This is a genomic window from Azoarcus sp. Soil_N_20 (genome assembly GCF_057656155.1).
In genome coordinates this window covers 42,462-67,758 of record NZ_JBDGKX010000008.1, presented here as the reverse complement: position 1 = coordinate 67,758, position 25,297 = coordinate 42,462, and the positions used below count along the sequence as shown (strand labels likewise).

Here is a 25,297-nt window from a genome sequence, read left to right as displayed (position 1 = left end):
CTTCTGTTAGCCTGCGACGCGATGGCTGAACCGCGACAGCGGCTCGGCCTTTTCTTTTTTTGTCACCCCCAAGAGATCATCATGAACCCCGAGATCATCATCTCCGCTCACGACATGGACATCCTCGAAGGTCTGCTGGCCGCACCGGCCGCACGCAGCCGCAGCGACCTGAACGGGCTGCGGGCAGAACTCGAGCGCGCCGATGTGCGCGACGACGGGAACATGCCCGGCGATGTCATCACGATGAACAGCCGGGCGCGCTTCCTGGAGGAGAACACCGGGCGCGACTACGAGCTCACGCTGGCCTACCCGCGCGACGCAAGCGCAGCGGACGGCCGCGTGTCGGTGTTCTCGCCGGCAGGTAGCGCCCTGCTCGGACTCTCCGTCGGCCAGACCATCGACTGGACCACGTCCGAAGGCAATTCGATCCGGCTCAAGGTCCTGGAAGTGACTCAGCCTACTGCAGCTGTCGCCCCGTAGCGGGCCCCGGCCGCGTCGTCCCCGCGACCGGACACGCCGCTCACGACAGGCGTCGCACGCGCGCGCCAAGCGCCGCGAGTTTTTCTTCGAGATCCTCGTAACCGCGATCGAGGTGATAGATGCGCTCGATTAGGGTCTCGCCTTCGGCCACCAGACCGGCGATCACCAGGCTGGCCGATGCGCGCAGGTCGGTCGCCATCACCGTGGCGCCCTGCAGTTGGGCCACCCCCTGAACGACGGCGGTATTGCCGTCGATGCGGATGTCCGCCCCCAGGCGCTGCAGCTCCACCGCATGCATGAAGCGGTTTTCGAAAATGGTCTCGCGGATCATCGCCACCCCGTCCGCCACGCAGTTGAGTGCCATGAACTGGGCCTGCATGTCGGTCGGAAAGGCCGGATAGGGCGAGGTGCGCAGACTCACCGCACTGAGGCGAGTCGGCGCCTTGAGCCGGATCGCCTCGCGCTCCGGGAACACTTCGCAACCAGCATCCATCAGTTTGTCGACGACGGCATCCAGATAGGCCGACGAGGTGCCGGTCAAACGCACTTCGCCGCCGGTCACTGCCGCGGCACACAGATAAGTACCAGTCTCGATGCGGTCGGGCATGATCCGATGGGTGGTGCCGTGCAGGCGATCGACGCCGCGGATGCGGATCACGTCGGTGCCGGCGCCCGAGATCTGCGCGCCCATCGCCACCAGGCAGTTGGCCAGGTCGACGATCTCGGGCTCGCGCGCGGCGTTCTCGATGATGGTTTCACCCTGCGCCAGGCAGGCGGCCATCATCAGGTTCTCGGTGCCGGTCACCGTCACCATGTCGGTGAACAGCCTTGCGCCCTGCAGACGCGGCACGCGCGCATGCACGTAGCCATGCTCGACCGTCACCTCGGCCCCCATCGCCTGCAGGCCCTTGATGTGCTGATCCACCGGGCGTGCCCCGATCGCACAGCCTCCGGGCAGGCTCACCCGGGCCTCGCCGCAGCGCGCGACCAGCGGCCCCAGCACGAGGATGGAGGCGCGCATGGTTTTCACCATCTCGTAGGGCGCGACCGGATTGTCCACCACGGCGGCATCGAGCGTCACGGTGCCGCCATCGCGCTCGACCTTGACCCCCATCTGGCCGAGCAAGGCCAGCAGGGTGCCGATATCCTTCAACTGCGGCACGTTGGTGAAGGTCACCGGCTCGGCGCTCAGCAAGGCCGCACACAGGATCGGCAGCGCGGCGTTCTTGGCCCCGGAAATGGCGACTTCGCCCGACAGGCGGTAACCGCCTTCGATCAGCAGTTTGTCCATGGCGAGCCGTTTACAGTCCGAGTTCGGTGCGCGCTTCGGCCCAGCGTGCCGGCGTGTAGGTCTGCAGTTGCAGGGCGTGGATCTCGTTGCCCATCAACTTGCCGAGCGTGGCATAGACCGCCTGGTGCTGGCGTACCTTGAGCAGCCCCTCGAAACTGGCGCTGACCACGATACCGCTGAAATGCACGCCGTCGTCGCCCTCGATCGCCACAAACTCGCAAGGCATGCCCTGCTCGATCAGGCGCTTGATTTCACTTGCTTCAAACATTTCCGCAATCCCCTCAGGCCCGCAGCTTGTAACCCCTGGCGAGCATCGCCAGAGTCAAGACCGCAAGCAAAACAAAACAGCTGGTGACAACACCGAGACTGAGCCATGGTGACACGTCCGACTGACCGAAAAACCCGTAGCGAAAGCCGTCGATCATGAAGAAGAACGGATTCACATGGGACACGTCCTGCCACACCTGCGGCAGCGAGTGAATGGAGTAGAACACACCCGAAAGCATGGTGAGCGGCATGATCAGAAAATTCTGGAAGCCCGCCAACTGGTCGAATTTGTCGGCCCAGATGCCGGCGATCACGCCGAGCGAGCCGAGGATCGCCCCGCCCATCAGAGCAAACGCCAGCACCCACAAAGGATAGGCCATCTGCAGCTCGACAAAGGGGATCGACACCAGCAGCACGCCGGCACCGACGAACAGCCCGCGCAGGATCGAGGCGATCACGTAGGCGGCGTAGAACTCGCGGTAGGACAGCGGCGGCAGCAGCACGAAGATGATGTTGCCGGTGATCTTGCTCTGGATCAGTGACGACGAGCTGTTGGCGAACGCGTTTTGCAGCAGCGACATCATCACCAGCCCGGGCACCAGGAAGGCGGTGTAGCCGATGTCGCCATACACGGTGACGTGGCGGTCGAGCACATGGGAGAAGATCAGCAGGAACAGCACCGCATTGAGCACCGGCGCCATCACGGTCTGGAAGCTGACCTTCCAGAATCGCATCACTTCCTTGTACAACAGCGTGCGAAAACCCACCCAGGGCGCCACCCCGCCCACCGGAATCTGCCCGCTCTGCTCAGACACGATTCATGACCTCGATGAACACCTTTTCCAGATCCGGTTCGCCGAGCTGCATTTCGGTCATGCCGGCACCCGCCGCGCGCAAACGCGCCAGCAGGCGCTCGACATCGTCGAAGGCGTCGAAACCGAACTCCACCCAGCCGCCATCGACCACGGCGCCCCCCAAAGCGTCAGCCACTTCGGGGCGACCGAGCTTCACCCGCAGACTGTGGGTCGCGAAGCGGCGCAACAGGTTGTCGGTGGTATCCAGCGCGACCACCCTGCCGGCCTTCAGCATGGCGATCCGGCCGCACAAGGTCTCGGCTTCTTCGAGGTAGTGCGTGGTCAGCACGATGGTGTGCCCGTCGCGGTTGAGCTTGCGCACGAACTGCCACAAGCCCTGCCGCAACTCGACGTCGACGCCGGCCGTAGGTTCGTCGAGGACGATGACCGGCGGCCGGTGCACCAGTGCCTGAGCGACGAGCACACGCCGTTTCATGCCGCCCGACAACGAACGCATGTTGGACCCGGCCTTGGCGGTGAGATCGAGGCTGGCCAGAATCTCGTCGATCCAGTCGTCGTTGCCGCGAATGCCGAAATAGCCCGACTGGATGCGCAGCAGTTCGCGCACGTTGAAGAACGGGTCGAACACCAGTTCCTGTGGAACCACCCCCAGATTGCGTCGGGCATTGCGGTAGTCGGTGACCACATCGTGCCCCATGATCTCGATCGTACCGCCGTCGGGACGCACCAGACCGGCGAGGGACGAGATCAGCGTCGTCTTGCCGGCACCGTTCGGGCCGAGCAGTCCGAAGAATTCGCCCTGACGAATGTCGAGGTCGACACCGGCGAGCGCCTGCAGCTGACCATAGCGCTTGGAAACGGATGCAATCCGGATTGCAGGAACGGTCATCGACAGGCTCAGACCGCCACCGGCAGGATTTCGTCCAGCCCATACAGGTCGGCAAGGCTGCGCAAGCCCGCCGGCAAGCCACGCACCGAAAACGAAGCACCCTGCTCCCGGGTTCGCCGCTGCCACTCCAGCAGCAGAGCCAGCGCAGCGGAGTCGGCCGTGCCGATCGCGCTCAGGTCGAGCACCCAGTCACCCGTCGGCAGTGCCCGGTCGAGAGCGGCGGCAACGGTCCGCATGGTCAACGCCCCCTCCATCCGGATCACCGGCAGATCACCCATTACTTGCCTTCCTGGGTCGCTTCAAGCGAACGGTTCTTGGCCTCGAGCGAGTCGATCAGGCCATTGACTCCACCCTTGCGAATCTCGTCACCGAAGTTGCCGCGGTAGTTGGTGACCAGGCTCACCCCTGCGACCACCACATCAAAAACCTTCCAGCCCTTGTCGGTTTTCTCCAGCGCGTAGTCGATACCGATCGACTGTGCGCTGGGCTGATGCACTTCGGTCCGGACCTGAACGGTGGTATCGGTCGGCGCCATGCGGATCGGCTTGAAATCGATGGTCTGATCCCGGTACTGGGTCAGCGCATTCGAATAAGTACGCACGAGCAGGGTGCGAAACGCCTCCACAAGCTTGCCCTGCTGCTCCGGGCTGGCGCTGCGCCAGTCGCGCCCGACGGCGAGCATGGTCATGCGGCGAAAATTGAAGTGCGGAAGCACCCGCTCCTCCACCAGTCCGAGCACCCGCGCCGTATCGCCCGCCTGGATCGCCTTGTCCTGACGCACGATGGTCAATACGTCATTGGTGACTTCCCGCACCAGGACATCGGGCGGCGCATGCGCGTCGACCGCAGCGCCCACCGGCACCGCCATCACCAACAGCAGCAAGAAACAGGACAGCACTCTCGTCATCGCTCTCACCAATTCAATTTGCGTGCGGGCTCGTATCGCCCGGCATCACCAGTTCACCCACGCCCAGCAGTTCCAGCCGTTCAACCGCACTCGCCGCGACCGTGTCGACGTCACGACCGAGTGTCGCCGCGCTTGAGTCGCTGTCGAAATCTTCGTACACCCGTGGAGGATTGCCGTCGAAAACTTTGTAACGGCGCTGCTCAAGATAGAAGTCGCGCACATAACTGTACTTGTCGAGCGTCCCCTCCTCGAGCGTCTTGTCGATCCCGAGTACACGCGATCGCGCATGAACCAGCCGCACCGCGGTCAAGGTGTTGCGGGTGGGAACATGGCTGATCCCCCACACATCGTCACCCATCAGGTCCACCGGAAAAACCGCCGCATCGCGCAGCGTGCGTGGTCCGAAGAACGGCAGCACCACATACACCCCTTCGCCCACCCCCCAGCGCCCGAGGGTCTGGCCAAGATCCTCGTCGTGCTTGGCCAGCCCCATTTCGGAGGCGATATCGAGAATGCCGGCAAAGCCGAAGACGGAGTTGACCAGAAAGCGCATCAGATCGCTCAATGCGTCGGCCCCCTTGCCCTGCAACAGGTTGTTGAACCCGATCCACGGATCCCCCACGTTGCCGAACACATTGCCGACACCGGTGCGCACCGGCGACGGCAGGACGGCCTCGTACACCTGGGCCGCGGGCTTGATCAGTGCCCTGTCCACCCCGTCGTTGAACGAGAACATCGCCCGGTTGTAGCCCTCCAGCGGATCCTCAGGATTGGACGCAGTGGTGGCGCAACCCGCGCCCATGGTCAGCACCGAGGCCGCCAGGACGAGCACGCGCATCGCCCTGCGGCCGGAACGTGGCACCTCGTGGACTGCAGGGATCTTCATCGGCAAGGACCTTATTGTTGTGCCGGCGTCTCGGCGGCCTTGTTGAACATGAACTGACCAATCAGCTTCTCGAGCACGACTGCAGACTGGGTGATCTGAATCGCATCTCCGGATTTGAGCATATCGGCATCCGCGCCCGGCTCGAGTCCGACGTACTGTTCGCCGAGCAATCCCGAAGTCAGGATGGTCGCAATGGTATCGCGGGGAAATTCGTAACGGGTATCCAGATCCAGCCGCACGACCGCACGATAACTCTGTGCATCGAAGCGGATGTCCGCCACCCGACCGACCAGCACGCCGGCACTCTTGACCGGCGCCCTGACCTTCAGTCCGCCGATATTGTCGAACGGCGCCTCCACCGAGTACAGCGCGGCATCATTGAGACCGGTGAAATTGCCCACCTTCATCGCCAGGAACACCAGTGCGGCGAAACCCAGTGCCACGAAGAAACCCACCCACAGATCGAGCGTCGTACGGCTCATCATCAGCCCCGGAACATGAAAGAAGTAAGCACAAAATCCAGCGCCAGGATGGCCAGCGCGGAACTCACCACGGTGCGGGTGATCGCCCGTGAAACACCCTCGGCGGTGGGCTGACAGTCATAGCCCTCGAACACCGCAATCAGCGATACCGCGATGCCGAACACGATCGACTTGATGACCCCGTTGACGATGTCGTAGCGCAGGTCGACCGCGGCCTCCATCTGCGACCAGAAGGCGCCGTCGTCCACGCCGATGAAGACCACACCAATCAGCCAGCCGCCGAAGATCCCCATGGCCGAGAACATCGCCGCCAACAGGGGCATCGAAACGACACCGCCCCAGAACCGCGGCGCCACGACCCGGGCAATGGGATTGACCGCCATCATGTCCATCGCCTTCAACTGCTCGGTGACCTTCATCAGACCGATCTCGGCGGTCACCGCCGAACCTGCGCGGCTCGCAAACAACAGACCTGCGACCACAGGTCCGAGTTCTCGAGTCAGGGAAAGCGCGACCAACACCCCCAGCGCATCGCTCGAACCGTAACGCTGCAGGGTCTCATAGCCCTGCAGGCCGAGCACCAGCCCGACAAACAAGCCTGACACCAGGATGATCAGCAGTGATTGCACACCGCTGAAATAGATCTCGCGGATGGTGAGATGCAGCCGCCGGAACGACTGCCCCGAATAGACCAGCACCATCAGGAAGAAACGGGAGGCGAACCCGACGCGCCACACCCCGTCGACTGTCATCGCGCCGATACGACGCAGCGCTTCGGCGATGCCGCTCATCGGGTACTCCGCTGCAGCAGGCTGGCCATGGGGGGGGCCGGGTAATGGAAATGCACCGGGCCATCGGCCTCGGCATTCACGAACTGATGCACGAACGGATCCTCCGACGCCCGGATCTCGTCCGGCGTGCCGCCTGCGACAATCCGGCCGTCGGAGACAAAATAGACATAGTCGACGATGAGCAGCGACTCATGCACGTCGTGCGTCACCATGATCGTCGTGGCCCCCAGCGCATCGTTGAGACGGCGGATGAGCTGACCGACGATGCCCAGCGATATCGGGTCCAGGCCAGCAAAAGGCTCATCGTAGAGCACCAGCATCGGGTCCAGCGCCACGGCCCGGGCCAGCGCGACACGTCTGGCCATGCCGCCCGACAGTTCGGACGGCATCAGTCCCGCCGCGCCGCGCAGACCGACCGCCTGCAGCTTCATCAGCACGAGGTCGTGAATGACGCCCGACGGCAGATCGGTGTGTTCGCGCAGCGGGAAGGCAACGTTGTCGAACACGTTCATGTCGGTAAACAGCGCACCGAACTGGAACAGCATCCCCATCCGCCGACGCAATTCGTAGAGCGCATCCCGTCCGAGCGCGGCGACATTGCGCCCTTCCACGTCGACATGCCCCGCCGAGGCGCGGATCTGCCCCCCGATCAGGCGCAACAGCGTGGTCTTGCCACAGCCGCTGCCGCCCATGATGGCGACCACCTGACCACGATGCACGGTCAGATCGATGCCGCGCAGCACCTCGCGCTCGCCAAAGGCGAAGCGGACGTCACGCAGGCTGACGAGTGGCTCTTGCGGCTGGGGAGAAGGCACGGAGGGCAATCACGAAATCGAGAAGGACCGCAGTTTAGCAGAGGACAGCCATGCAACCCCGCTCGCCTGTTGCAACGCGGCAACGGATCCCTCATCTGGCTTCGAACCGGGGCACAGAACGGCGAAGGCGCAGGTCGGCAACACGACGTGGCAATTTCGCGGCGCCTGCTTGACCTCCACGACACATCATGTAACATTCATATGGCATTAAATTTAATTCCATATGAATTCATCAAAGCTCATTGCCGCCATCGCCTGCTCGCAAATTCTGGGATGCAGCCAGATCCCGCTGCATGCGCCCGGCCCCGCCCACCTCAATGCCCCCGGCGAAAGCATGGCCAGTCCCGCTTCAGCTGACGTCGACCAGAATGCGGTCGACGAGCGGCCGTACACGCCGACATCGGTGCCCGCAGCCCCGACCTACTCGGTATCGGTGCACCAGGTCCCGGTCGAGCAACTGCTCACTGCGATCGCTCGTGATGCCCACCTCGACATCGACATTCATCCTGGCGTCAGCGGGGTCGTCACCCTGAATGCCTTTGATCAACCATTGCAACAGTTGCTGGTGCGCATCGCCCGTCAGTCCGACATCCGTTTCGAACTCGAAGGCAGGCACCTTGCAGTCATGCCCGACACCCCCTTCCTGCGCAGCTATCGGGTCGACTACGTCAACCTCAGTCGCAACATGAATGGCGCGGTCGCCACCAGCACCCAGATCGCCACCAGTTCCAGCGGTATCGACGGCAAACCCAGCGCCAGCGGCAACACTTCCCTCACCCAGATCGAGACCCAGTCGGCAAACCGGTTCTGGGAGTCGCTCGAAGTCAACATCCGCGCGATTCTCAAGGAGCACGAACGCTTCATCACGCGCCGCCGCTGCGAACACATCCGCATTGCCGAGGGCCGAAGCGCACACGACCCCACCGCGGGGATTTCCGCGCCCTGCGGCGAACCCGACCAGGCGGAGTTCGTCATGATCAATCGCGAAACCGGCGTCCTGATGGTGCGCGCAAGTGCTGCCCAGCACGAGTCGGTCGCCGAGTTCATCACCCTGGTTCAGGCATCGGCCCGCCGTCAGGTGATGATCGAGGCCACCATCGTCGAAGTCGCGCTCAACGACGGCTACAGTCAGGGCATCGACTGGACGCGACTCGGCACCCCGGGCGGCAATGTGCGCCCCCGCGGGTCCGATACCGATGCAAGTGCGCTATCTCCGACCCTTTCGTATCTGTCGGGCACACTGGACGTCCGTTTGGATCTGCTGGAGTCGTTCGGCACGGTCAAGGTCCTGTCCAGCCCCCGTCTTTCGGTGCTGAACAACCAGACGGCAATGCTCAAGGTGGTCGAGGAGGTGGTGTACTTCCTTGTCGATGCGTCGACCACCGCCTATGGCGATAGCGACCGCGAGAAGATCACCGCGACCACGACACCGCAATCGGTATCGGTCGGCATGGTCATGGCGCTCACCCCCCAGATCAGCCAGAACGGCGAGATCACGCTCAACATCCGTCCGACCATCTCGAGCATCTCCGGCTTTCGCGATGACCCCAATCCGTCGCTCGGCACGATCCCGAACCGGGTTCCGCAGATACGCACCCGCGAGATCGAGTCGGTGCTGCGGCTCGCCAGCGGCGAAATCGCCGTACTCGGGGGTTTGATGGAAGACAAGCTCGACTTCGACACCGGGCGCATCCCGTTGTTGGGCGCCATTCCCATTCTCGGCGAACTATTCACCCGGCGCGAGAACTCCACCCGCAGAACCGAGCTGGTCATATTCCTCCGTCCCCTGCTCATCGATCACCCCGGCATCGGCGGCGATCTCGCGGCCTACGGCGATCGACTCCCCGACCGGGGGTTCTTCCACAGCGCGCCACCCCCCGGGACCCGCAATTTCCCGGGCACCATGCTTATCGAACGGACGCCGGTCAGCCCATGAACCTTGCCGCAGCACCGCAGTTCGCCGTCCGCGACGTGCTCGATCGCCGGCCGATCGGTCAGGCCCTGATGGACGCCGGCCTCATCAGTCAGGATCAGCTCCGCGTCGCGCTGCTCGAGCAGAGCCGCAATGCGGCGCCGTTGGGCCGGATCCTCATCGACCTCGGCTTCATTACCGAAATCACGCTACGCGACGCCCTGTCTGCGCGGCTCGGACAACAATGCATCGACCTTGCCACCGCCGCTGTCGACGCCGCCGCGCTGACGCTCGTCCCCGAGCATCTCGCCCGCACTCACCGTGTGTTACCGCTGCACCACGACGCCGACGGGGGAACGCTCACCATTGCCTGTCCGGATGCACAGGACATCGTTGCGTTCGACGCGCTGCGCAGCCATTGCGCCAACAGGCTCGAAATCGTGGTCCGGGTCGCTGCGGAGTCGGAAGTCCGCCACGCCATCGACCAGCACTACGGATACCGGCTGTCGATCGACGACGTCCTGCAGGAGATCGAGTCCGGAGTGGCAGACTTGCGCCCGGGTACCGGTCAGCAGCACCGCAGCCAGCCAGTCGTGCGGCTGATCGACGCGCTGCTGGTCGATGCCGTCAAACAGGCCGCATCCGACATCCACTTCGAGCCGGAGGCCGGGTTTCTCCGCATCCGCTATCGCATCGACGGCCTGCTGCGCCAGATCCGCGTGCTGCACCAGAGCTACTGGCCGGCGATGGTGGTACGGATCAAGGTGATGGCCGGGCTCAACATCGCCGATACCCGCTCGCCGCAGGATGGACGCATCTCGCTGACCGTCAGCGGCCGCCCGGTGGACTTCCGCGTTTCCGCACAACCCACCCTGCATGGCGAAAACCTTGTGCTACGCATTCTCGATCGTAACAAGGGCATCGTGGCGCTGGACGGGCTCGGGTTCACCGCCGACCAGCTTGAGCGTGTACGGCAGATGATTGCGCGCCCCGAGGGCCTGATCCTGGTCACCGGTCCCACCGGCAGTGGCAAGACCACCACCCTTTACTCGATCCTGAATCAACTGAACGACGAAACGCTGAACATCATGACCCTGGAGGACCCGGTCGAATATCCGATGACGATGATCCGCCAGACCACGATCTCGGAGGCGAGCCGCATCGATTTCGCCGACGGGGTACGGGCCATGTTGCGCCAGGACCCCGACGTGATCCTGGTCGGCGAGATCCGCGATGCGGAAACGGCCGGCATGGCCGTGAGGGCGGCAATGACCGGTCATCAGGTGTACTCCACCCTGCACACCAACTCGGCGCTCGGCGCCGTTCCACGTCTGCTCGACATCGGCGTCAGCCCCGAGATCCTCGCCGGCAACCTGGTAGGCGTAATCGCACAGCGCCTGGTTCGACGGCTATGTCCCGACTGCCGCCGGCCCGATCGCCCCACCGCCGCCGAACAGCAACTCCTGGGCATTGCCGGAGCCGATGGCGACACCGTGTACGTTCATCGCCCGCGGGGCTGCCCGGCGTGTGGTCACCGCGGCTATCGGGGGCGGCTCGCCATCAGCGAAATCCTGCAGATGGACGAGACCCTCGACGACCTCGTCGCCCGCCGCGCGGGACAACGGGCACTCCTGCACGCGGCCCGCGCCCAGGGCTTCGTCAGCCTTGCGCAAGACGGTATCCGCCGGGTCCTGGACGGCAGCACATCGATGGCCGAGCTCGCCCGCGTGGTCGATCTCGGCCGCGGCAGGGATTGACCGCCATGGCGCTCCACACCTATCGCGCGATGGCGCCGGACGGGCGGGTGGTGAGCGGCGCCGCCGAGGCGTCGGGAATCGACGACCTCGAGTCCAGGCTATCCCGGCGGGGGCTGGAACTGGTCCACGGCGAGGCCGCGACCCGGGGCCAGTTGTGGTCGTGGCCCCGAACACGGGTCCCGCGTCGGGAGGTCATTCATTTCTGCTTTCATCTCGAACAGTTGCTCGCCGCCGGCATCCCCATCCTCGAGAGCCTGGCCGATCTCCGCGACGCCACCGCACACACCCGCATGCGCCAGATGGTCGCCAGCCTGCTCGAGGAGATCGAGGGCGGCCTCACGCTGTCGGACGCGGCGGCGCACCACCCCGCAGCATTCGACCCCGTGTTCTGCGGTCTGCTGCGCGCAGGCGAACATACGGGGCAGCTCGCCCCGGTGCTCCGCCAGCTGGCAGACGCCCTCTCCCGCGAGGACGAACTACGCGCTCATGCCCGCAAGCTGGCGATCTATCCGGTCATCGTCGGCTGCATCCTGTTCGCGGCCATCGCGGTCGCCCTCATTTTCGTCGTGCCACAACTGGCCAGCCTGTTCCGCAGCATCGGCCAGACGTTGCCCCTGCAGACCCGCATCCTGATCGGGACTTCGCACTGGCTGACCCACCATGGCTGGATGGTCATTGCCGCCGTGCCGCTGGTAGTGGGCGGCCTCTCCCTTGCGATCGCCGCCGATCCCGGCCTGCGCCTGAAGATCGATGCATTGCGACTGCGCCTGCCGCTCGTCGGCGCATTGCAGCACAAGATCGCGCTGGCCCGGGTGGCGAGCGTGTTCGCCATGCTCTACGCAGCCGGGATCACCGTGCTCGACGCGCTTCACAGCGCCGAAAGCTCGACCGCCAACCGGGCAGTCCAGAGCGCCCTGCGCGCTGCCGGCGCCCGCATTGCCGATGGTCATGGCATCGCCGTCGCGTTCGAGGATGCCGGCTTGTTCCCGCAACTGGTCACCCGCATGCTGCGCATCGGCGAACAGACCGGAAGCCTCGACACCGCGCTGGGCAACATCGTGTACTTCTACGAGCGCGACGTCCGGGAGTCGATCGAGCGGCTACAGACCGGCGTCGAGCCGATACTCACCCTGATCCTGGGTGCACTGATGCTGTGGATCGTGTTCGCGGTGCTCGGTCCGGTGTACGACATCATCACCCGGCTGCCGGTTTGAATGGAGCTCCTCATGTCCGCACAGACCCTGCTCGTCATCGATGCCCAAGGACTGAAGGCCTGGCAACACGCTGGCCGCACCGTCGAACGCTGCGCCCAGTTCGACGGATTCGACGAAAGCAGCGCGAACCACTTTCGCGAGTGGCTGCATTCCCGCGCCGGCCGCAGTCGCTATACGCTGCTCGCCGATCTGGCAGAGGAACGCTTCGCGCTGGAACGGCTGCCCCGGGCGGGCCTTGCCGACAGCCGCGCCATGATCCGGCGCAAACTCGGGCAACACTTCCCGGACACCGGCTTCACCACCAGTCTGCCCCTGGGCGGCCAGGACAGTGGCGCAGCACTGCGCCGCGTGCTGCTCGGTGCGCTGACGCGTCCGGCCCTGCTGACGCCGTGGATTGGCGCGCTGACCGCCGCGGGAGCGATCGTCACCCGGCTCACCAGCACTCCGCTGCTGCTCGATCAATGGAACCGTCGTCGACTTCGACAGACCGGGCAGTTCGTGCTGCTGATGCTTACCGCATCGGGCATGCGCCTGACCCTGTTCACCCAGGGGCGCTTGCGCTTCTCACGCGTCGTGCCGCCGCGCGGCGACTCACTGTCGGAATGCCAGCCTTCCTATGCCGCCGAACTGGCCCAGACGCGGTCGTATCTTGCGGCTCAGCACCTCATCGAACACGATGCGCCGCTGCCGGTCACGGTGCTCGCCGCCCCCTCCGACCTGCCGATCCTGAGCACGATCGTCGACGCCGAAAAAGGGCTCGAGGCGCGCTTTGTCGACCTCCGCACCCACCTGCTGCGCAGACCGCGGATGGCAACCACGTCGGGTTCGGACGCGACGCCGCTGATGGTGCAACAACTCATGCGCAGCCCGCCGTCCGCCCATTACACTCCGTCCGCGCTGCACCGCGAGCACACCGTGCGCCGCCTGCGCACCGGCATCATCGGCGCGGCCACCCTGGCGAGTGCCGCTTGCCTGCTTGCGGCGGGCGCAAACCTGCTCGAGTCTGCAAGCCTCGAGCGGAAGGCCGCCGCACTCGAGGAAGAGGAGCGGGCGCTGACACGGGAGATCGACGCACTCGTCCGTGAGCGGCCGTCGGTTCCCGTATCGGCGGCCGAGGTCGACGCGTGGCTGCTCAGCCTCGAGCGCCACACAGCGCGCGCCATTTCGCCAGTGGTCATGCTGCAGCGAATCAGCACCCTGCTCGAGGCATTTCCCGCACTGCGACTCGACAGCCTGCGCTGGCGCCCGGCGGAGCTGCCGCGCGATGGCCTGCTGCTTCCCCCGGAACCGACGGGCGGCACAAGCGCCTTCGTCGTTGTCGACCTCGGCGCAAGCCTCCCATCGGGCCCGGTCCACGATCCGGATGAAGCGTACCGGCGCAGCGCCACCCTGATCGACCGGTTGCAACACGACCTCGGTCCGCAACTGCAGGCACGCCAATTCCCTTCGACTGCGGGCGATCCGGCCCGGTCGCAAACCGCCCCCGCGCCGGCTGCCGTCGACGAGCGCCATCACCTCGCGCTGCGGTTTGCATTGCCCCTCCCGGGCATGGCGGTCGAGGCCAGGTGATGGACATGCGCCTCCCAGCTTCGCTACACCGCCCGGCGGCGATCTGCGGTGCGCTGCTGATGATCGGATTGGCATCGCTCTGGCTTTCGTTGCGGGCAGTGGACGATGGGCGCACCGCGCTTGCCCTCGCCGCGGCGAAGCGTCAACAGGCCACCGACCTGTTGCTGCGCACAAGAGCGGAAACCGACGCAATCCGGCAAGCGTTCGCGCACCTCTCGGCACTGCGCCTGACTGCCGGTACTGACGGCGCACAGGGATGGCATGGCGCATTGGCCAAACTGCAGGGCGACCCGCGTCTGTTCGCGGTCGCGATTCGCGAACGGGGCGGCGCCACCCGGATACCGGGTCCGGAGGCACTGCCGACCGGCCGCGTGCAAGGCCTGACCGCGGAAATCGAACTACTCCACGAAGAGGGCCTTCCCGCCATTCTGGAAGTCCTGTCCGAGACCCACGTTGCGACCGTCATCCCGCTCGGCTGCTCGATCGAGCGCCTTGTCTCGACCGCTCCGGCCCTGCGTGCCCACTGCGAGTTCGACTGGCTCACGGTGCACCCGGCGATTACACCCAGCTCATGAAGCACGGCAAGATTCTCCTTCTCCTCGCCTTGGTCCTGTCGGCACGGGGTGTCGCCGAAGCGGCCGACACGCTTCCCGGGCGACTGTTCTTCACCGCTGCAGAACGACGGATGCTCGAGCACGCCCGCCAGCATCCGGAGCCCGCGAACGCTCCCGCCGCGGACACACCGCCGGAGGCAATACGGTTCGACGGCATGGTGTGGCACAAGGACGGCCTGGTTGCGCTGTGGATCGACCGCAACCTCGTCCCCGCCGACAGGCATCTTCGCCCCGACCCGGAGACTGGCCAGCTTGAGGTCATCGGCCGTGGCGGTCAGGTCGCTCGACTGGACGCGGGCGAGCAATGGTCTCCGACCGGGGTTGCCGTTGATCGACCTCCCATCCGGATCACGCACAGCCGCCCGGAATCGGGCAGATGAAGCCCCCTGGTCAGCCCGCGGGTTCGCAACGCGGCACGGTCCTGATCGCCGTCCTGCTGACCGTCGTGCTCGGCGCGGCCGGCATCGTGTTCGTGTCCGGAGATCCCGCCGCACGGGCCCGGATCCGGGCGCAGGCGCGCAGCACCGTCGCGCTGGCGCAGGCGAGGACGGCCCTGCTCGGCTATGCGATCAGCTATGCCGAGCAACACCCGGGCCAGGGCTACGGCTACCTCCCCTGCCCGGACACCGCCAATACCGGCTCGGCACCGATCGGCGCCTGCCATGTACGTGACCACGGCGCGCTCGGCCGCTTCCCCTATCGCACCCTCGGACTCCCCGACCTGCGTGACGGCTGGGGAGATTGCCTCTGGTATGCGGTGGCCGGCAGCGTCAAGAACAATCCAAAGGCGCTCGTCCTCAACTGGGACAGCCCCGGCCAGTTCGAGGTCGTCGACAGCCGCGGCCAACACCTGATCCCGCAGCCAGCACGTGCCATCGCCGTACTGCTCGCCCCAGGCCCGCCGCGCACGACCCAGTCACGCCCCTCCGCCGGCGCCAAGCCGTGTCCGGGCAGCCCGTCAACCGCAACCGACATCACCGCCTTTCTCGACCAATCCTATCCAGACGACATCGTGGGCAACCGGACCTTTGTCCAGGGCCTGGCCGATGCCCACGACAACAACGACCTGATGACCTGGCTCACCATCGACGAACTGTTCGATGCCCTGCGCCGGCGCAGCGATTTCCCCGATTTCGTGAACGCAATGCTCGATCGTGGAAGCGCCGCCTTCGCGACCTGGAGCACCGACCCGAGCGTACTGCCGACCCATGCCGAGCGGATCGACGGCAACCGGATCGCGGGAAGTCTTCCCGATGCCGCGACGCTGGGCATCCCTTCGCCGTTTGCCGACCCTCACGACAACTGGCGCGATCAACTGCGCTTTGTGGCCTGTGCCGACGGCGGTGCCTGCCTTGCCGCCGACCTGACCGACTCGGCCGGCAACCCGCTCAATCCGGCCCACGAAACCTGCCGCGCCGTGCTGCTGTTCGGCGGCGAACGCATCCGCCACGGGAATGAGCGGCAGTCGCGGGCCACACCGGCGGAGCGGGCCGATCCCGCACAGTATGTCGAAGGCGCGAACCGGTCGAGCCTCGCCACCGGGAGCGGCAGCTTCAGCGGTCACCGCCGGTTCTCGGTGCCCGACCCGTCCACGCCGGCCTCGGCTGATGTCGTCCGATGCATCCCGTGACGCGCCGCCCCGTCCCGGCTCAGCCCCGACGCCGCTCCGTGCGCGGCTTCACCCTTGCCGAAGTGGCCATCGTGCTGGTGATCCTGACCCTGCTCACCGGGACCCTGCTCGCCCCGATCGGCGCACGCATGGAGGAAAGGTCCCGGCGCGAGACCGCGACGCGATTGCTCGACATCGAACAGGCCCTGATCGGCTTCGCCATCCTGCACGGTCGCCTGCCCTGCCCGACCACCGAGCCCGACCCGGCCAGCCCCGGCTACGGGCTGGAACAAAATCCCCCCTGCAACCACGCGATCGAAGGCTATCTGCCCTGGCGCACGCTGGGCACCCACCCCGTCGACGCCTGGGGCAGCGTCCGCGACAGTGCCTCGGCCCCGTGGACCGGTCACTGGCGCTATCGCCCCGACACCGGTTTCACCAATGCCATCATCACCCCCGCGACCACCACCCAGAGCAACATCCAGTTGCGCGATCACGCCGGCAACGCGCTCACCACGGTCAGTAGCTCGCGTGCCGCCGTCGTGTTCTATTCCACCGGCGCAAACCGAACCGCGGACGGCCTCAACGCGAGCCACTCCGCGAGCTCCCCGGCATACCAGGCCGGCGAGCTTGCCAGCGGTTTCGACGACCAGGTGCACTGGATCGGGCACCCCTTTCTCGTTGCCCGCCTGGCACAGGCCGGGAGACTGTGAGCAGCGACCGAAACGCGTTTTTCCATCACCAAGGAAGGAGCAACACCGTGAAAGCTAGAAACACCGGGTTCACCCTGGTCGAGATCGCCATCGTGCTGGTCATCATCGGCCTGCTGCTGGGCGGGGTACTGAAAGGGCAGGAATTGATCAACAGCGCCAAGGTAAAGAATCTTGCTCAGGATTTCCGCACCGTTCCGCTCTTCATCTACGGCTACCAGGACAAGTTTCGCGCCCTGCCGGGAGATGACTCGCGTGCGCAGACCCACGTCTGCCCCAGTTCGGGCACCGGGTGCACCGCCAATGGCAACGGCAACGGTCGCATCGACGGCGGATGGGACGACACGGTCACCGCAACACCCAGTGAGGCGGTGCTGTTCTGGCAGCAGACACGGCTGGCCAACCTGGCCGGCGGACCCACTGCGACGACCGACCCCAACTACCTCCCATTGAACACCGACGGCGGCAGGATCGGCGTGCAAGGCGGCGGAACAGGTGCACCGCTGGGCGTTCCCGGCAGCTACGTGGTGTGCTCGGCCGGCATCCTCGGCAAGTATGTCCGCCAGCTCGACGCCACACTGGACGATGGCGACCCGGCGACCGGCGCGATGCGTGCCGGCACGACAGGCGCCGCCACCCTCGCTCCGATCAGCGCCACCAATCCGCTGAACGAAGCTACCGCCTATGTCGCCTGCCTCGGCGTCTGAGCGCTCTCAAAAGCCCTTGAGCAGACGCTGCTCGGCCGCCTCCAGCCCCGCCGGGAGGCCGAGCAGCACGATCACATCGCCTTCCACGACCCGGGTCTCCGGCCCCGGCGAAAGCCCCCGAATGCCGCGCCGACGCACCGCCGGCACCGTGACCGCGATCTCGTCGAAGCGGAGATCGCCGATCGTGCGGCCGATCGCGGCGGCACCCGGCGGGACCGACACCGAATGCAGGCGAGCCAGACTGGCGTCCGGCTCGCCGATATCGGTGGCACCATGGAAGAAACCGCGCATCAGCGTGTAGCGCTGGTTGCGGATGTCGCGGATCCTCCGTACCACCCGATTCAGCGGCACCCCGATCAGCGCGAGCGCATGGGATGCCAGCATGATGCTGCCCTCGAAGGCCTCGGGCACCACCTCGGCCGCCCCGCCGCGCGAAAGCTTGTCCATGTCCGCTTCGTCGGTCGCGCGCACGACGATCGGCAGATCCGGGCGCAGCGCATGCGCGTGATGCATGACCCGCAAGGCCGCCTCGGCTTCGCCAAACGAGATCACCAGCACGCTCGCGCGCATGATGCCGGCCGCCATCAATGTCTCGCGCCGGGCGGCATCGCCGTACACCACGGTGTCGCCTGCCGCGCCGGCCTCGCGCACGCGCTCCGGATCGAGATCGAGCGCGACGTAGCTGACATTCTCCTGCTCCATGAAACGCGCCATGTACTGCCCGCTGCGACCGTAGCCGCAGACGATGATGTGCTTGTCGCTGGTCAGCGACTGCGCCGCGACCCGGGTCAGCTCCATCGATCGCATCAGCCACTCCGAGGCGACAAAGCGCAACACCAGTTTGTCGCTGATCTGCACGATCAGCGGCGCAAGCAACATCGACAACACCAGGGCTGCCACGGTGGTCTGCAGCAAATCGGCGGGCATCAGATCCAGACCGACAATCTGCGACAACAGCACGAAACCGAATTCGCCTCCGGCACATAGCCACAGTCCCGAGCGCATTGCCGTGCCCGGCGGCGAACCGAACGCCTTGGACGCGGTGAACACGATGCCGAACTTGCCCACCAGCAAGGCCGCAACCAGCCCGATCACGGCCGGCAGATGCTGCAGGATGGCCACCACGTCGAGAAACATGCCCACGGTGACAAAGAACAGCCCCAGCAGCACATCGCGAAAGGGCTTGATGTCCTCCTCCACCTGATAGCGGTACTCGGTCTCGGAGATCAGCATGCCGGCAAGAAAGGCCCCCAGCGCGAGCGACAGCCCGACCAGCTCCGACAACCATGCCAGGCCGAGCGTGATCAGCAACACGTTCAGCATGAAGAGCTCGCTGGAACGCCGCTTCGCCACCACCGTAAACCACCAGTGCATCAGGCGCTGACCGAACACCAGCACCAGTGCCAGCAACGCCGCCGCCTTGAGGGCTGCCAGCCCGAGGGTGAATGCCAGCTCCTCGGGCGGACGCGACAGCGCCGGCAGCAGGATCAGCAAGGGCACCACCGCGATGTCCTGAAACAGCAGCACACCGATGGTTTCGCGCCCGTGACGGCTATCGAGTTCGAGTCGATCGGTCAGCAGTTTCGACAGGATGGCGGTCGACGACATGGCCAGCGTCCCGCCCAGGGCAAAACTCGCCACCCATCCCAGACCGAACAGACGCCCGGCAAACGTGGTCAGCACGATGCTGGCCACCACCTGCGTCGCCCCCAGGCCGAACACGATGCGCTTCATCGCAAACAGCCGTGGCAGCGAAAACTCGAGACCGATCGAGAACATCAGGAACACCACGCCGAACTCGGCGAGATGGCGGGCTCCGGCCGATTCCTGGACCAGGTTCAGCGCATGCGGCCCCACCATTGCGCCGACCAGCAGATAGCCCAGCACCGGGGGCAGGTTGATGCTGCGAAAGACGCCCACCAGCACTACCGCAGCGGCCAGCAGCAGCAAGACGAGTTCCAGCGTATTGAGCATGGGGGCCCGATCGAGTTTGACGCCTGAACCCGGCGAGAGGTCCGGCTGTTATACAATCGCGGCCAGTTCCACCCGCAGGCGCTGTCGTTGGCCGGCGAGTGCCGCATTTTTCATATCAGTTTAACCGCTTCGTCCTCATGAACCCAATCGTTCCGGATTCCGCATCGCTTGCGCGTGCCACCAGCCTTGGCCGGCGGGTGCTGGAGATCGAGGCTGCCGCAGTGGCAGCGCTGGCTGGTCGTCTCGGCGCCGAATTCGAGCAGGCGATTGCGCTCATCCTGCAACGCCAGGGCCGCGTCATCGTCAGCGGCATCGGCAAGTCGGGGCACATCGCGCGCAAGCTCGCGGCAACCCTCGCCAGCACCGGAACACCGGCCTATTTCGTGCATGCTGCAGAGGCCGCGCACGGCGACCTGGGCATGATCACGCCCGACGACATCGTCATCGCACTGTCGAACTCGGGCGCCAGCGAAGAGTTGCTGATGATCGTTCCGCAGGTCAAGCGGCGCGGCGCAAAGTTGATCGCGATGACCGGCAATCCCGACTCGCCCCTCGCCCGCGAAGCCGATGTCCATCTGGACGCCGCGGTCAGCGAGGAGGCCTGTCCGCTCAATCTGGCCCCGACCGCGAGCACCACCGCTGCGCTGGCGCTCAGCGATGCACTGGCGGTTGCGCTGCTCGACGCACGCGGATTCGGAGCAGACGATTTTGCCCGCTCGCACCCGGGCGGCAGCCTTGGCCGGCGCCTGCTGACCCATGTCCGCGACGTCATGCGCCCTGCCGATCGGGTGCCGGTCGTCGACGCTCAGGCCACCCTGAGTGACGCCTTGTTGGCGATGACGCGCGGTGGAATGGGGATGACGGTCGTCGCCTCGGCCACTGGCCAACCGGAAGGCATCTTCACCGATGGCGACCTGCGTCGGGCGCTCGAGCGCGGGATCGATTTCCGTCACGCCAGGCTGGCCGAGGTCATCAACCGCAACCCGCGCTCGATTGGTCCCGACGCCCTCGCCGTCGAGGCAGCCGAAATGATGGAACGGCTGCGCATCAGCCAGCTCCTGGTGGTCGATGCCGACGGCAGGCTCAGCGGCGCCCTGACCACCCACGACCTGATGCTGGCCAGGGTGATCTGATGCAGACGCCAACCGCGCCCGCCAACAATCGCCCGCTCCGGACCGCGATCGACATCCGGGTGTGGCACCCTGTCCGGCAGGGCTGAACAGCATGCAGGCAACTTACCGCCTTTACCCGATCGTCGCCGTCGCCCTCCTCGCCGCGGGATCGATCTGGCTCGAACGGCTGACCCGGGAACCGGAAACGAGAGCTGACAAAAGCGATCGCCGCGGCCCCGACTTCATCGCCGACCAGACCCGCATCGTCGGCTTTGGCAAGGACGGCAGCCGACGCTACGCCCTGGTCGCCGAGCGCATGACCCACTTTCCGGACACCGACGTGACCAAGGTCGAGCACCCCCGACTCGAGATCGCCTCCGGCCAGCGCCTGTTGAAGATCCGCGCCGACCAGGGCGAAGTTTCCGCCGGGGGCGAGCGGGTCGACTTCTCCGGCGCCGTCGACGCCCAGCGCGAAGGCAGTTCCGGCGAACCGGCAATGACCTTCGCATCGGAGCGGCTCGCGGTGTGGCCGGACGAACATCGTGCCGAAACGACGGCCCCGGTCAGGCTGACCCAAGGGCTCACCACCGCCCACGCCAACGGTCTGCAAGCGGACAACCTGTTTGGCACCCTGGACCTGATCGGCCAGGCCCGGGTGAACATCCCCCGCCGCCAAGGGAACACCCCATGAGAACCATACTGCGCATCAGCCTGCTGACCTTTGCCCTGAGCTGTCAGCCGGCTCTGGCCGAACGGGCCGACCGCGACAAACCGGTCAACATCGAAGCCGATCGCGTGACCGTAGACGACCGCAGCAAGGTGCATATTTTCGAGGGAGCCGTCATCCTCACGCAGGGAACGCTGATGATCAAGGGTGACAAACTGGTCGTGACGCAGGGCGCGGACGGCTTCCAGAACGGCGTGGCCACGGCTTCCGCCGGACGCCTTGCCTCCTTCCGCCAGAAGCGCGACGGCAGCGACGAATACATCGACGGCGAGGCTGAACGGATCGAATACGACAGTCGCGCCGAAAAGGCAAAGTTGTTCAACCGCGCGTATGTGCGCAGTGGCGGGGACGAAGTGCGCGGCAACTACATCGAATACGATGCGGTCAGCGAGAACTATCTTGTCGCCAACGTCCCGGGCAGTACCCCGAGCACCGCCACCCCTGGCCGGGTGAAGGCCACGATTCAACCGAAGGGCGACAACAAGCCCGAAACCGGCGGCGCCAGTCCGGCCGCCCAATAACAAGCAACAAGCCTCAATCCCGAAGGAGAATACATGGCTTACGAACTGATCATTGTCGAGACCCGCGGGCGCGTGGGTCTGATCACCCTCAACCGCCCGAAGGCACTGAATGCGCTGAACGACAGTCTGGTCGACGAGGTCGGTCAGGCACTGGACGGCTTCGAGGCCGACGACAACATCGGCGCCATCCTGATCACCGGCTCAGAAAAGGCTTTCGCGGCAGGCGCCGACATCGGTGCAATGGCGACCTTCTCCTACATGGACGCGTACAAGACCGATTACATCACGCGCAACTGGGAGCGGGTCAAAACCTGCCGCAAGCCGGTGATCGCGGCGGTGGCCGGCTTTGCCCTCGGCGGCGGTTGCGAACTGGCGATGATGTGCGACTTCATCATCGCCGCCGACACCGCAAAATTCGGCCAGCCCGAGGTCAAGCTCGGCATCCTGCCGGGCGCCGGCGGCACCCAGCGCCTGCCGCGCGCAGTGGGCAAGGCGAAGGCGATGGACATGTGCCTGACCGCCCGTTTCATGGATGCCACGGAAGCGGAGCGTGCCGGCCTGGTGTCGCGCATCGTTCCCGCCGACAAACTGGTCGACGAGGCGCTGGCCGCGGCCGAAACCATCGCCGGCTACTCGCTGCCGGTGGTGATGATGATCAAGGAATCGGTCAATCGCGCATTCGAGAGCAGCCTCAACGAAGGCCTGCTGTTCGAGCGCCGGGTATTCCACTCGGCCTTCGCCCTCAATGACCAGAAGGAAGGCATGGCGGCCTTCGTCGCCAAGCGCAAAGCTGTTTTCAGGCACGACTGACATGCGGGCCGGCCTGCGCGCCGGCCTGCCTCGTGATTTCCGCTCAAGGGAAGATCACGCCATGCCAAACCGACTCCGTGCCCCGCCGGTTTCGTCCTCCGCCCATTTTCATCTCCATGCAACATCGGGGCAACATCCTGATGACTGCGTCCAGGGCACACGCACCGTCGCCTGACGCAACGCACCTTGTCGGCTGCAAAGAGCACATCATCGAACCGTAAAGCACTGAATATCAAGTCAGAATCATTCTTGTGCAACGCACCAAAAAAGTGTTGACACGGCGATTCTTCTGCCTATAATTCAGTCCATGCTGCAACGCAACATCGCGGCAAGCAAGAACCCCCGATGCCTTTGCAAAACCCGTTTGACGCAATCACCAAGGAGATGACCATGTCCGTATTCACCACCCCCGAGCAGTTCGCCGAGACCAACAAGGCCAACATCGAAACCCTGCTGAGCCTGGCCAACAGCGCCTTCGCCAACGTCGAGCGCCTGGCTGCCCTGAACCTGAACACCGCCCGTTCGGTCCTGGAAGACAGCGTCGCCAGCACCAAGGCCGTGCTGGCCGTCAAGGACGTGCAGGAACTGCTCGCCCTGCAAAGCTCGCTGACCCAGCCGCTGGTCGAGAAGGCCGTTGCCTACGCCCGCAGCGTCTACGAGATCGCTTCGCAGAGCCAGGAAGAACTGTCCAAGGTGCTGGAAGGCCAAGTCGCCGAAGTGAACAAGGGCGTTGCCGCTGCCCTCGACAAGGCCGCCAAGTCCGCTCCGGCCGGTTCCGACGTTGCCGTCGCCGCCGTCAAGTCGGCGATCGCCGCTGCCAACAGCGCCTACGACAGCTTCAACAAGGCTGCCAAGCAGGCCGCCGAGATCACCGAAGCCAACGTGGCTGCCGCCACCAGCGCGACCGTCAAGGCCGTGAGCACCACCACCAAGGCTGCTTCCAAGAAGGCTGCCTGATCGGTTTCAGCTTCGCTGAACGAGAATGGCCCCGCACTGCGGGGCCATTTTTTTGTCTGCCGATTCTGCCTGCCCGAGCGCACGACCCATCGTCGTCGCGCCCGCGCTCGTCACGGCACCGGGGGTTCAGCGTGCGTGAGGCTCCTCGCTGGTTTCCGGCGCAGGTTCGGCAGTGGTCTCCGCGGCATAGTGATGCGGAAAGAGCCGACGCATCTCGGCTTCGACCCAGGCCTCCGCGCGGGCATTGATCTCGTCCACCTTGACCCCCTTGACCTCGATCACCGGGCCGATGCTGACCACGATTTCGCCCGGACGCTTGAGGAAGGCATTGCGTCGCCAGAATTCGCCGGCATTGTGTGCCACCGGCACCACCGGCACGCCGGCGCGCTTGGCCAGGATCGCCCCGCCGGGCTTGTAGCGCAGCGTAGCGCCCGGCGCCACACGTGTCCCTTCCGGAAAAACGACGACCCACAGGCCTTCCTTCAGTCGCTCGCGGCCCTGCTCCACCACCTGCGACAGCGCATCCTTGCCCGCCGCACGGTCGATCGCAATCCCGGGGATCTGTGCCAGGCCCCAGCCGAAGAAGGGCACGCGCAGCAACTCGCGCTTGAGCACGAAACACAGCGGCGGAAAGATCTGCTGCAGGGCGATGGTCTCCCATGCCGACTGGTGCTTCGACAGGATCACCGCTGGCCCAGGAGGCATGTTCTCGCGTCCGACCACTCGGTAGCGAATCCCCAGCACGACACGGATGACCCACATCATGATCGGCACCCACGACGTGATCATGCGGTGCCGGGTCATCGGCGGGAGCCAGAAGACGAGCATTCCGCAGGTGGCATACGGTACGGTGACGATCGTCAGGACGATGGCGAACAGGACGGAACGAAGCAGGATCACAGGGCGCGCTCGAAAAAATGCGGGAGGAGCTCAGGCCGTCAGCTCGGCGACCACGGCTGCGAGGTCGGGAAAAACGCGGGTCGCGGCCGGCAGCTGCGGTTCGTGCTGAGTCTTCACGCCTTTTCCGGTCAGCACCAGATAGGGCTTGCAGCCGACCGCGGCACCCGCCTGCAGATCGCGCAGGCTGTCGCCCACCGCCGGCACGCCGGTCAGATCCACATTGAAGCGCTCACCGATCTGGACAAACATGCCGGGCTTGGGCTTACGGCAGTCACACGTCGAATCGGCCGCGTGCGGACAGAAAAAAATCGCATCGAGGCGGCCGCCGACCTGAGCCAGGCTCTTCACCATCTTGTCGTTGATCGCGTTGAGCGTATCCATGCCGAACAGGCCACGACCGATGCCGGACTGATTCGACGCCACCACGACCCGCCAACCCCACTGGTTGAGGCGGGCGATGGCTTCGAGCGAGCCCGGAATCGGCTTCCACTCGTCCGGCGACTTGATGAACTGGTCGGAGTCGAAGTTGATGACTCCATCGCGATCCAGAATGATCAGCTTCATGCGCACACACTCCGCAT

The 25,297-nt window shown here is 65.4% G+C and carries 28 protein-coding genes; 15 read left to right on the top strand and 13 right to left on the bottom strand.

Features of this window, described 5'->3' with window-relative positions; all coding sequences use genetic code 11:
- The first annotated feature begins 81 nt into the window (after window positions 1–81).
- A complete protein-coding gene (gene rnk / locus AC3A35_RS16770) occupies window positions 82–480 on the top strand; it encodes a nucleoside diphosphate kinase regulator (RefSeq protein ID WP_487437336.1) in 399 nt (132 codons plus the stop codon).
- Between the two features lie 40 nt (window positions 481–520).
- Here rnk and murA read toward each other — a convergent pair whose 3' ends face one another.
- Genes murA through AC3A35_RS16720 form a run of 10 tightly spaced genes read right to left on the bottom strand, consistent with a single transcriptional unit; the run spans window position 521 to window position 7,632 of the window.
- Window positions 521–1,771 carry a UDP-N-acetylglucosamine 1-carboxyvinyltransferase gene (gene murA, locus AC3A35_RS16765; RefSeq protein ID WP_487437335.1) on the bottom strand — a complete coding sequence of 417 codons (1,251 nt, stop codon included), beginning with the start codon at window positions 1,769–1,771 and terminating at the stop codon, window positions 521–523.
- 10 nt (window positions 1,772–1,781) lie between these two features.
- Window positions 1,782–2,039, bottom strand: coding sequence for a BolA family protein (locus AC3A35_RS16760; RefSeq protein WP_487437334.1), 258 nt, complete (start codon window positions 2,037–2,039; stop codon window positions 1,782–1,784).
- A 13-nt stretch (window positions 2,040–2,052) separates the two neighbouring features.
- Window positions 2,053–2,853: an ABC transporter permease gene (locus tag AC3A35_RS16755; protein ID WP_487437333.1), complete on the bottom strand. Its 801-nt coding sequence runs from the start codon at window positions 2,851–2,853 to the stop codon at window positions 2,053–2,055.
- A complete protein-coding gene (locus AC3A35_RS16750) occupies window positions 2,846–3,742 on the bottom strand; it encodes an ABC transporter ATP-binding protein (protein WP_487437332.1) in 897 nt (298 codons plus the stop codon). The genes AC3A35_RS16755 and AC3A35_RS16750 overlap by 8 nt, the downstream gene beginning before the upstream one ends.
- An 8-nt stretch (window positions 3,743–3,750) precedes the next feature.
- Window positions 3,751–4,020 (bottom strand): STAS domain-containing protein, encoded by a 270-nt coding sequence (locus AC3A35_RS16745; RefSeq protein ID WP_487437331.1) that lies wholly within the window; start codon window positions 4,018–4,020, stop codon window positions 3,751–3,753.
- A complete protein-coding gene (locus AC3A35_RS16740) occupies window positions 4,020–4,649 on the bottom strand; it encodes an MlaC/ttg2D family ABC transporter substrate-binding protein (RefSeq protein ID WP_487437330.1) in 630 nt (209 codons plus the stop codon). The genes AC3A35_RS16745 and AC3A35_RS16740 overlap by 1 nt, the downstream gene beginning before the upstream one ends.
- A gap of 13 nt (window positions 4,650–4,662) precedes the next feature.
- Window positions 4,663–5,535, bottom strand: coding sequence for an MlaA family lipoprotein (locus AC3A35_RS16735; protein ID WP_487437329.1), 873 nt, complete (start codon window positions 5,533–5,535; stop codon window positions 4,663–4,665).
- Between the two features lie 11 nt (window positions 5,536–5,546).
- Window positions 5,547–6,017 (bottom strand): outer membrane lipid asymmetry maintenance protein MlaD, encoded by a 471-nt coding sequence (gene mlaD / locus AC3A35_RS16730; protein ID WP_487437328.1) that lies wholly within the window; start codon window positions 6,015–6,017, stop codon window positions 5,547–5,549.
- A 2-nt stretch (window positions 6,018–6,019) separates the two neighbouring features.
- A complete protein-coding gene (gene mlaE / locus AC3A35_RS16725; protein ID WP_487437327.1) occupies window positions 6,020–6,808 on the bottom strand; it encodes a lipid asymmetry maintenance ABC transporter permease subunit MlaE in 789 nt (262 codons plus the stop codon).
- The gene (locus AC3A35_RS16720; protein ID WP_487437326.1) at window positions 6,805–7,632 is read right to left on the bottom strand and encodes an ABC transporter ATP-binding protein; all 828 of its coding nucleotides are present in this window, start codon (window positions 7,630–7,632) and stop codon (window positions 6,805–6,807) included. The genes mlaE and AC3A35_RS16720 overlap by 4 nt, the downstream gene beginning before the upstream one ends.
- 214 nt (window positions 7,633–7,846) lie before the next feature.
- Here AC3A35_RS16720 and AC3A35_RS16715 point away from each other — a divergent pair, with 214 nt between their 5' ends.
- The 9 genes from AC3A35_RS16715 to AC3A35_RS16675 are packed head-to-tail and all read left to right on the top strand — an operon-like array spanning window position 7,847 to window position 17,715.
- Complete coding sequence (locus tag AC3A35_RS16715; protein ID WP_487437325.1) at window positions 7,847–9,559, top strand: secretin N-terminal domain-containing protein; 1,713 nt, start codon at window positions 7,847–7,849, stop codon at window positions 9,557–9,559.
- Complete coding sequence (locus AC3A35_RS16710) at window positions 9,556–11,292, top strand: GspE/PulE family protein (protein ID WP_487437324.1); 1,737 nt, start codon at window positions 9,556–9,558, stop codon at window positions 11,290–11,292. Before AC3A35_RS16715 ends, AC3A35_RS16710 begins: the two co-directional genes overlap by 4 nt.
- 5 nt (window positions 11,293–11,297) lie before the next feature.
- Window positions 11,298–12,506, top strand: coding sequence for a type II secretion system F family protein (locus AC3A35_RS16705; protein WP_487437323.1), 1,209 nt, complete (start codon window positions 11,298–11,300; stop codon window positions 12,504–12,506).
- Between the two features lie 12 nt (window positions 12,507–12,518).
- Window positions 12,519–14,075, top strand: a complete 1,557-nt coding sequence (locus AC3A35_RS16700) for a hypothetical protein (RefSeq protein ID WP_487437322.1) — start codon at window positions 12,519–12,521, stop codon at window positions 14,073–14,075.
- Window positions 14,075–14,650 carry a hypothetical protein gene (locus tag AC3A35_RS16695; protein ID WP_487437321.1) on the top strand — a complete coding sequence of 192 codons (576 nt, stop codon included), beginning with the start codon at window positions 14,075–14,077 and terminating at the stop codon, window positions 14,648–14,650. Before AC3A35_RS16700 ends, AC3A35_RS16695 begins: the two co-directional genes overlap by 1 nt.
- On the top strand, window positions 14,647–15,069 hold the full coding sequence (locus AC3A35_RS16690) for a hypothetical protein (protein WP_487437320.1): 423 nt from the start codon (window positions 14,647–14,649) through the stop codon (window positions 15,067–15,069). The genes AC3A35_RS16695 and AC3A35_RS16690 overlap by 4 nt, the downstream gene beginning before the upstream one ends.
- Window positions 15,066–16,319 (top strand): hypothetical protein, encoded by a 1,254-nt coding sequence (locus AC3A35_RS16685; RefSeq protein WP_487437319.1) that lies wholly within the window; start codon window positions 15,066–15,068, stop codon window positions 16,317–16,319. Before AC3A35_RS16690 ends, AC3A35_RS16685 begins: the two co-directional genes overlap by 4 nt.
- 38 nt (window positions 16,320–16,357) lie before the next feature.
- Window positions 16,358–17,011 (top strand): type II secretion system protein, encoded by a 654-nt coding sequence (locus AC3A35_RS16680; RefSeq protein WP_487437318.1) that lies wholly within the window; start codon window positions 16,358–16,360, stop codon window positions 17,009–17,011.
- A gap of 47 nt (window positions 17,012–17,058) precedes the next feature.
- Window positions 17,059–17,715 (top strand): prepilin-type N-terminal cleavage/methylation domain-containing protein, encoded by a 657-nt coding sequence (locus AC3A35_RS16675; RefSeq protein ID WP_487437317.1) that lies wholly within the window; start codon window positions 17,059–17,061, stop codon window positions 17,713–17,715.
- A 6-nt stretch (window positions 17,716–17,721) separates the two neighbouring features.
- Here AC3A35_RS16675 and AC3A35_RS16670 read toward each other — a convergent pair whose 3' ends face one another.
- Window positions 17,722–19,689: a monovalent cation:proton antiporter family protein gene (locus AC3A35_RS16670; protein ID WP_487437316.1), complete on the bottom strand. Its 1,968-nt coding sequence runs from the start codon at window positions 19,687–19,689 to the stop codon at window positions 17,722–17,724.
- Window positions 19,690–19,826: 137 nt separating this feature from the next.
- Here AC3A35_RS16670 and AC3A35_RS16665 point away from each other — a divergent pair, with 137 nt between their 5' ends.
- The 5 genes from AC3A35_RS16665 to AC3A35_RS16645 all read left to right on the top strand — a co-directional run bounded on the left by AC3A35_RS16665 (window position 19,827) and on the right by AC3A35_RS16645 (window position 23,816).
- Complete coding sequence (locus AC3A35_RS16665) at window positions 19,827–20,822, top strand: KpsF/GutQ family sugar-phosphate isomerase (RefSeq protein WP_487437315.1); 996 nt, start codon at window positions 19,827–19,829, stop codon at window positions 20,820–20,822.
- Window positions 20,823–20,913: 91 nt separating this feature from the next.
- A complete protein-coding gene (gene lptC, locus AC3A35_RS16660) occupies window positions 20,914–21,492 on the top strand; it encodes an LPS export ABC transporter periplasmic protein LptC (protein WP_487437314.1) in 579 nt (192 codons plus the stop codon).
- Window positions 21,489–22,049 carry a lipopolysaccharide transport periplasmic protein LptA gene (lptA, locus tag AC3A35_RS16655; protein WP_487437313.1) on the top strand — a complete coding sequence of 187 codons (561 nt, stop codon included), beginning with the start codon at window positions 21,489–21,491 and terminating at the stop codon, window positions 22,047–22,049. The genes lptC and lptA overlap by 4 nt, the downstream gene beginning before the upstream one ends.
- 33 nt (window positions 22,050–22,082) lie before the next feature.
- Window positions 22,083–22,859, top strand: coding sequence for an enoyl-CoA hydratase (locus AC3A35_RS16650; RefSeq protein WP_487437312.1), 777 nt, complete (start codon window positions 22,083–22,085; stop codon window positions 22,857–22,859).
- Between the two features lie 390 nt (window positions 22,860–23,249).
- On the top strand, window positions 23,250–23,816 hold the full coding sequence (locus AC3A35_RS16645) for a phasin family protein (RefSeq protein ID WP_487437311.1): 567 nt from the start codon (window positions 23,250–23,252) through the stop codon (window positions 23,814–23,816).
- Window positions 23,817–23,942: 126 nt separating this feature from the next.
- Here the strand turns inward: AC3A35_RS16645 and AC3A35_RS16640 are convergent, their stop codons facing one another.
- Complete coding sequence (locus AC3A35_RS16640) at window positions 23,943–24,716, bottom strand: lysophospholipid acyltransferase family protein (protein WP_487437310.1); 774 nt, start codon at window positions 24,714–24,716, stop codon at window positions 23,943–23,945.
- Window positions 24,717–24,746: 30 nt separating this feature from the next.
- Entirely contained in the window at window positions 24,747–25,280 is a 534-nt protein-coding gene (gmhB, locus tag AC3A35_RS16635; RefSeq protein WP_487437309.1) for a D-glycero-beta-D-manno-heptose 1,7-bisphosphate 7-phosphatase, read from the bottom strand.
- Between the last annotated feature and the right edge of the window lie 17 nt (window positions 25,281–25,297).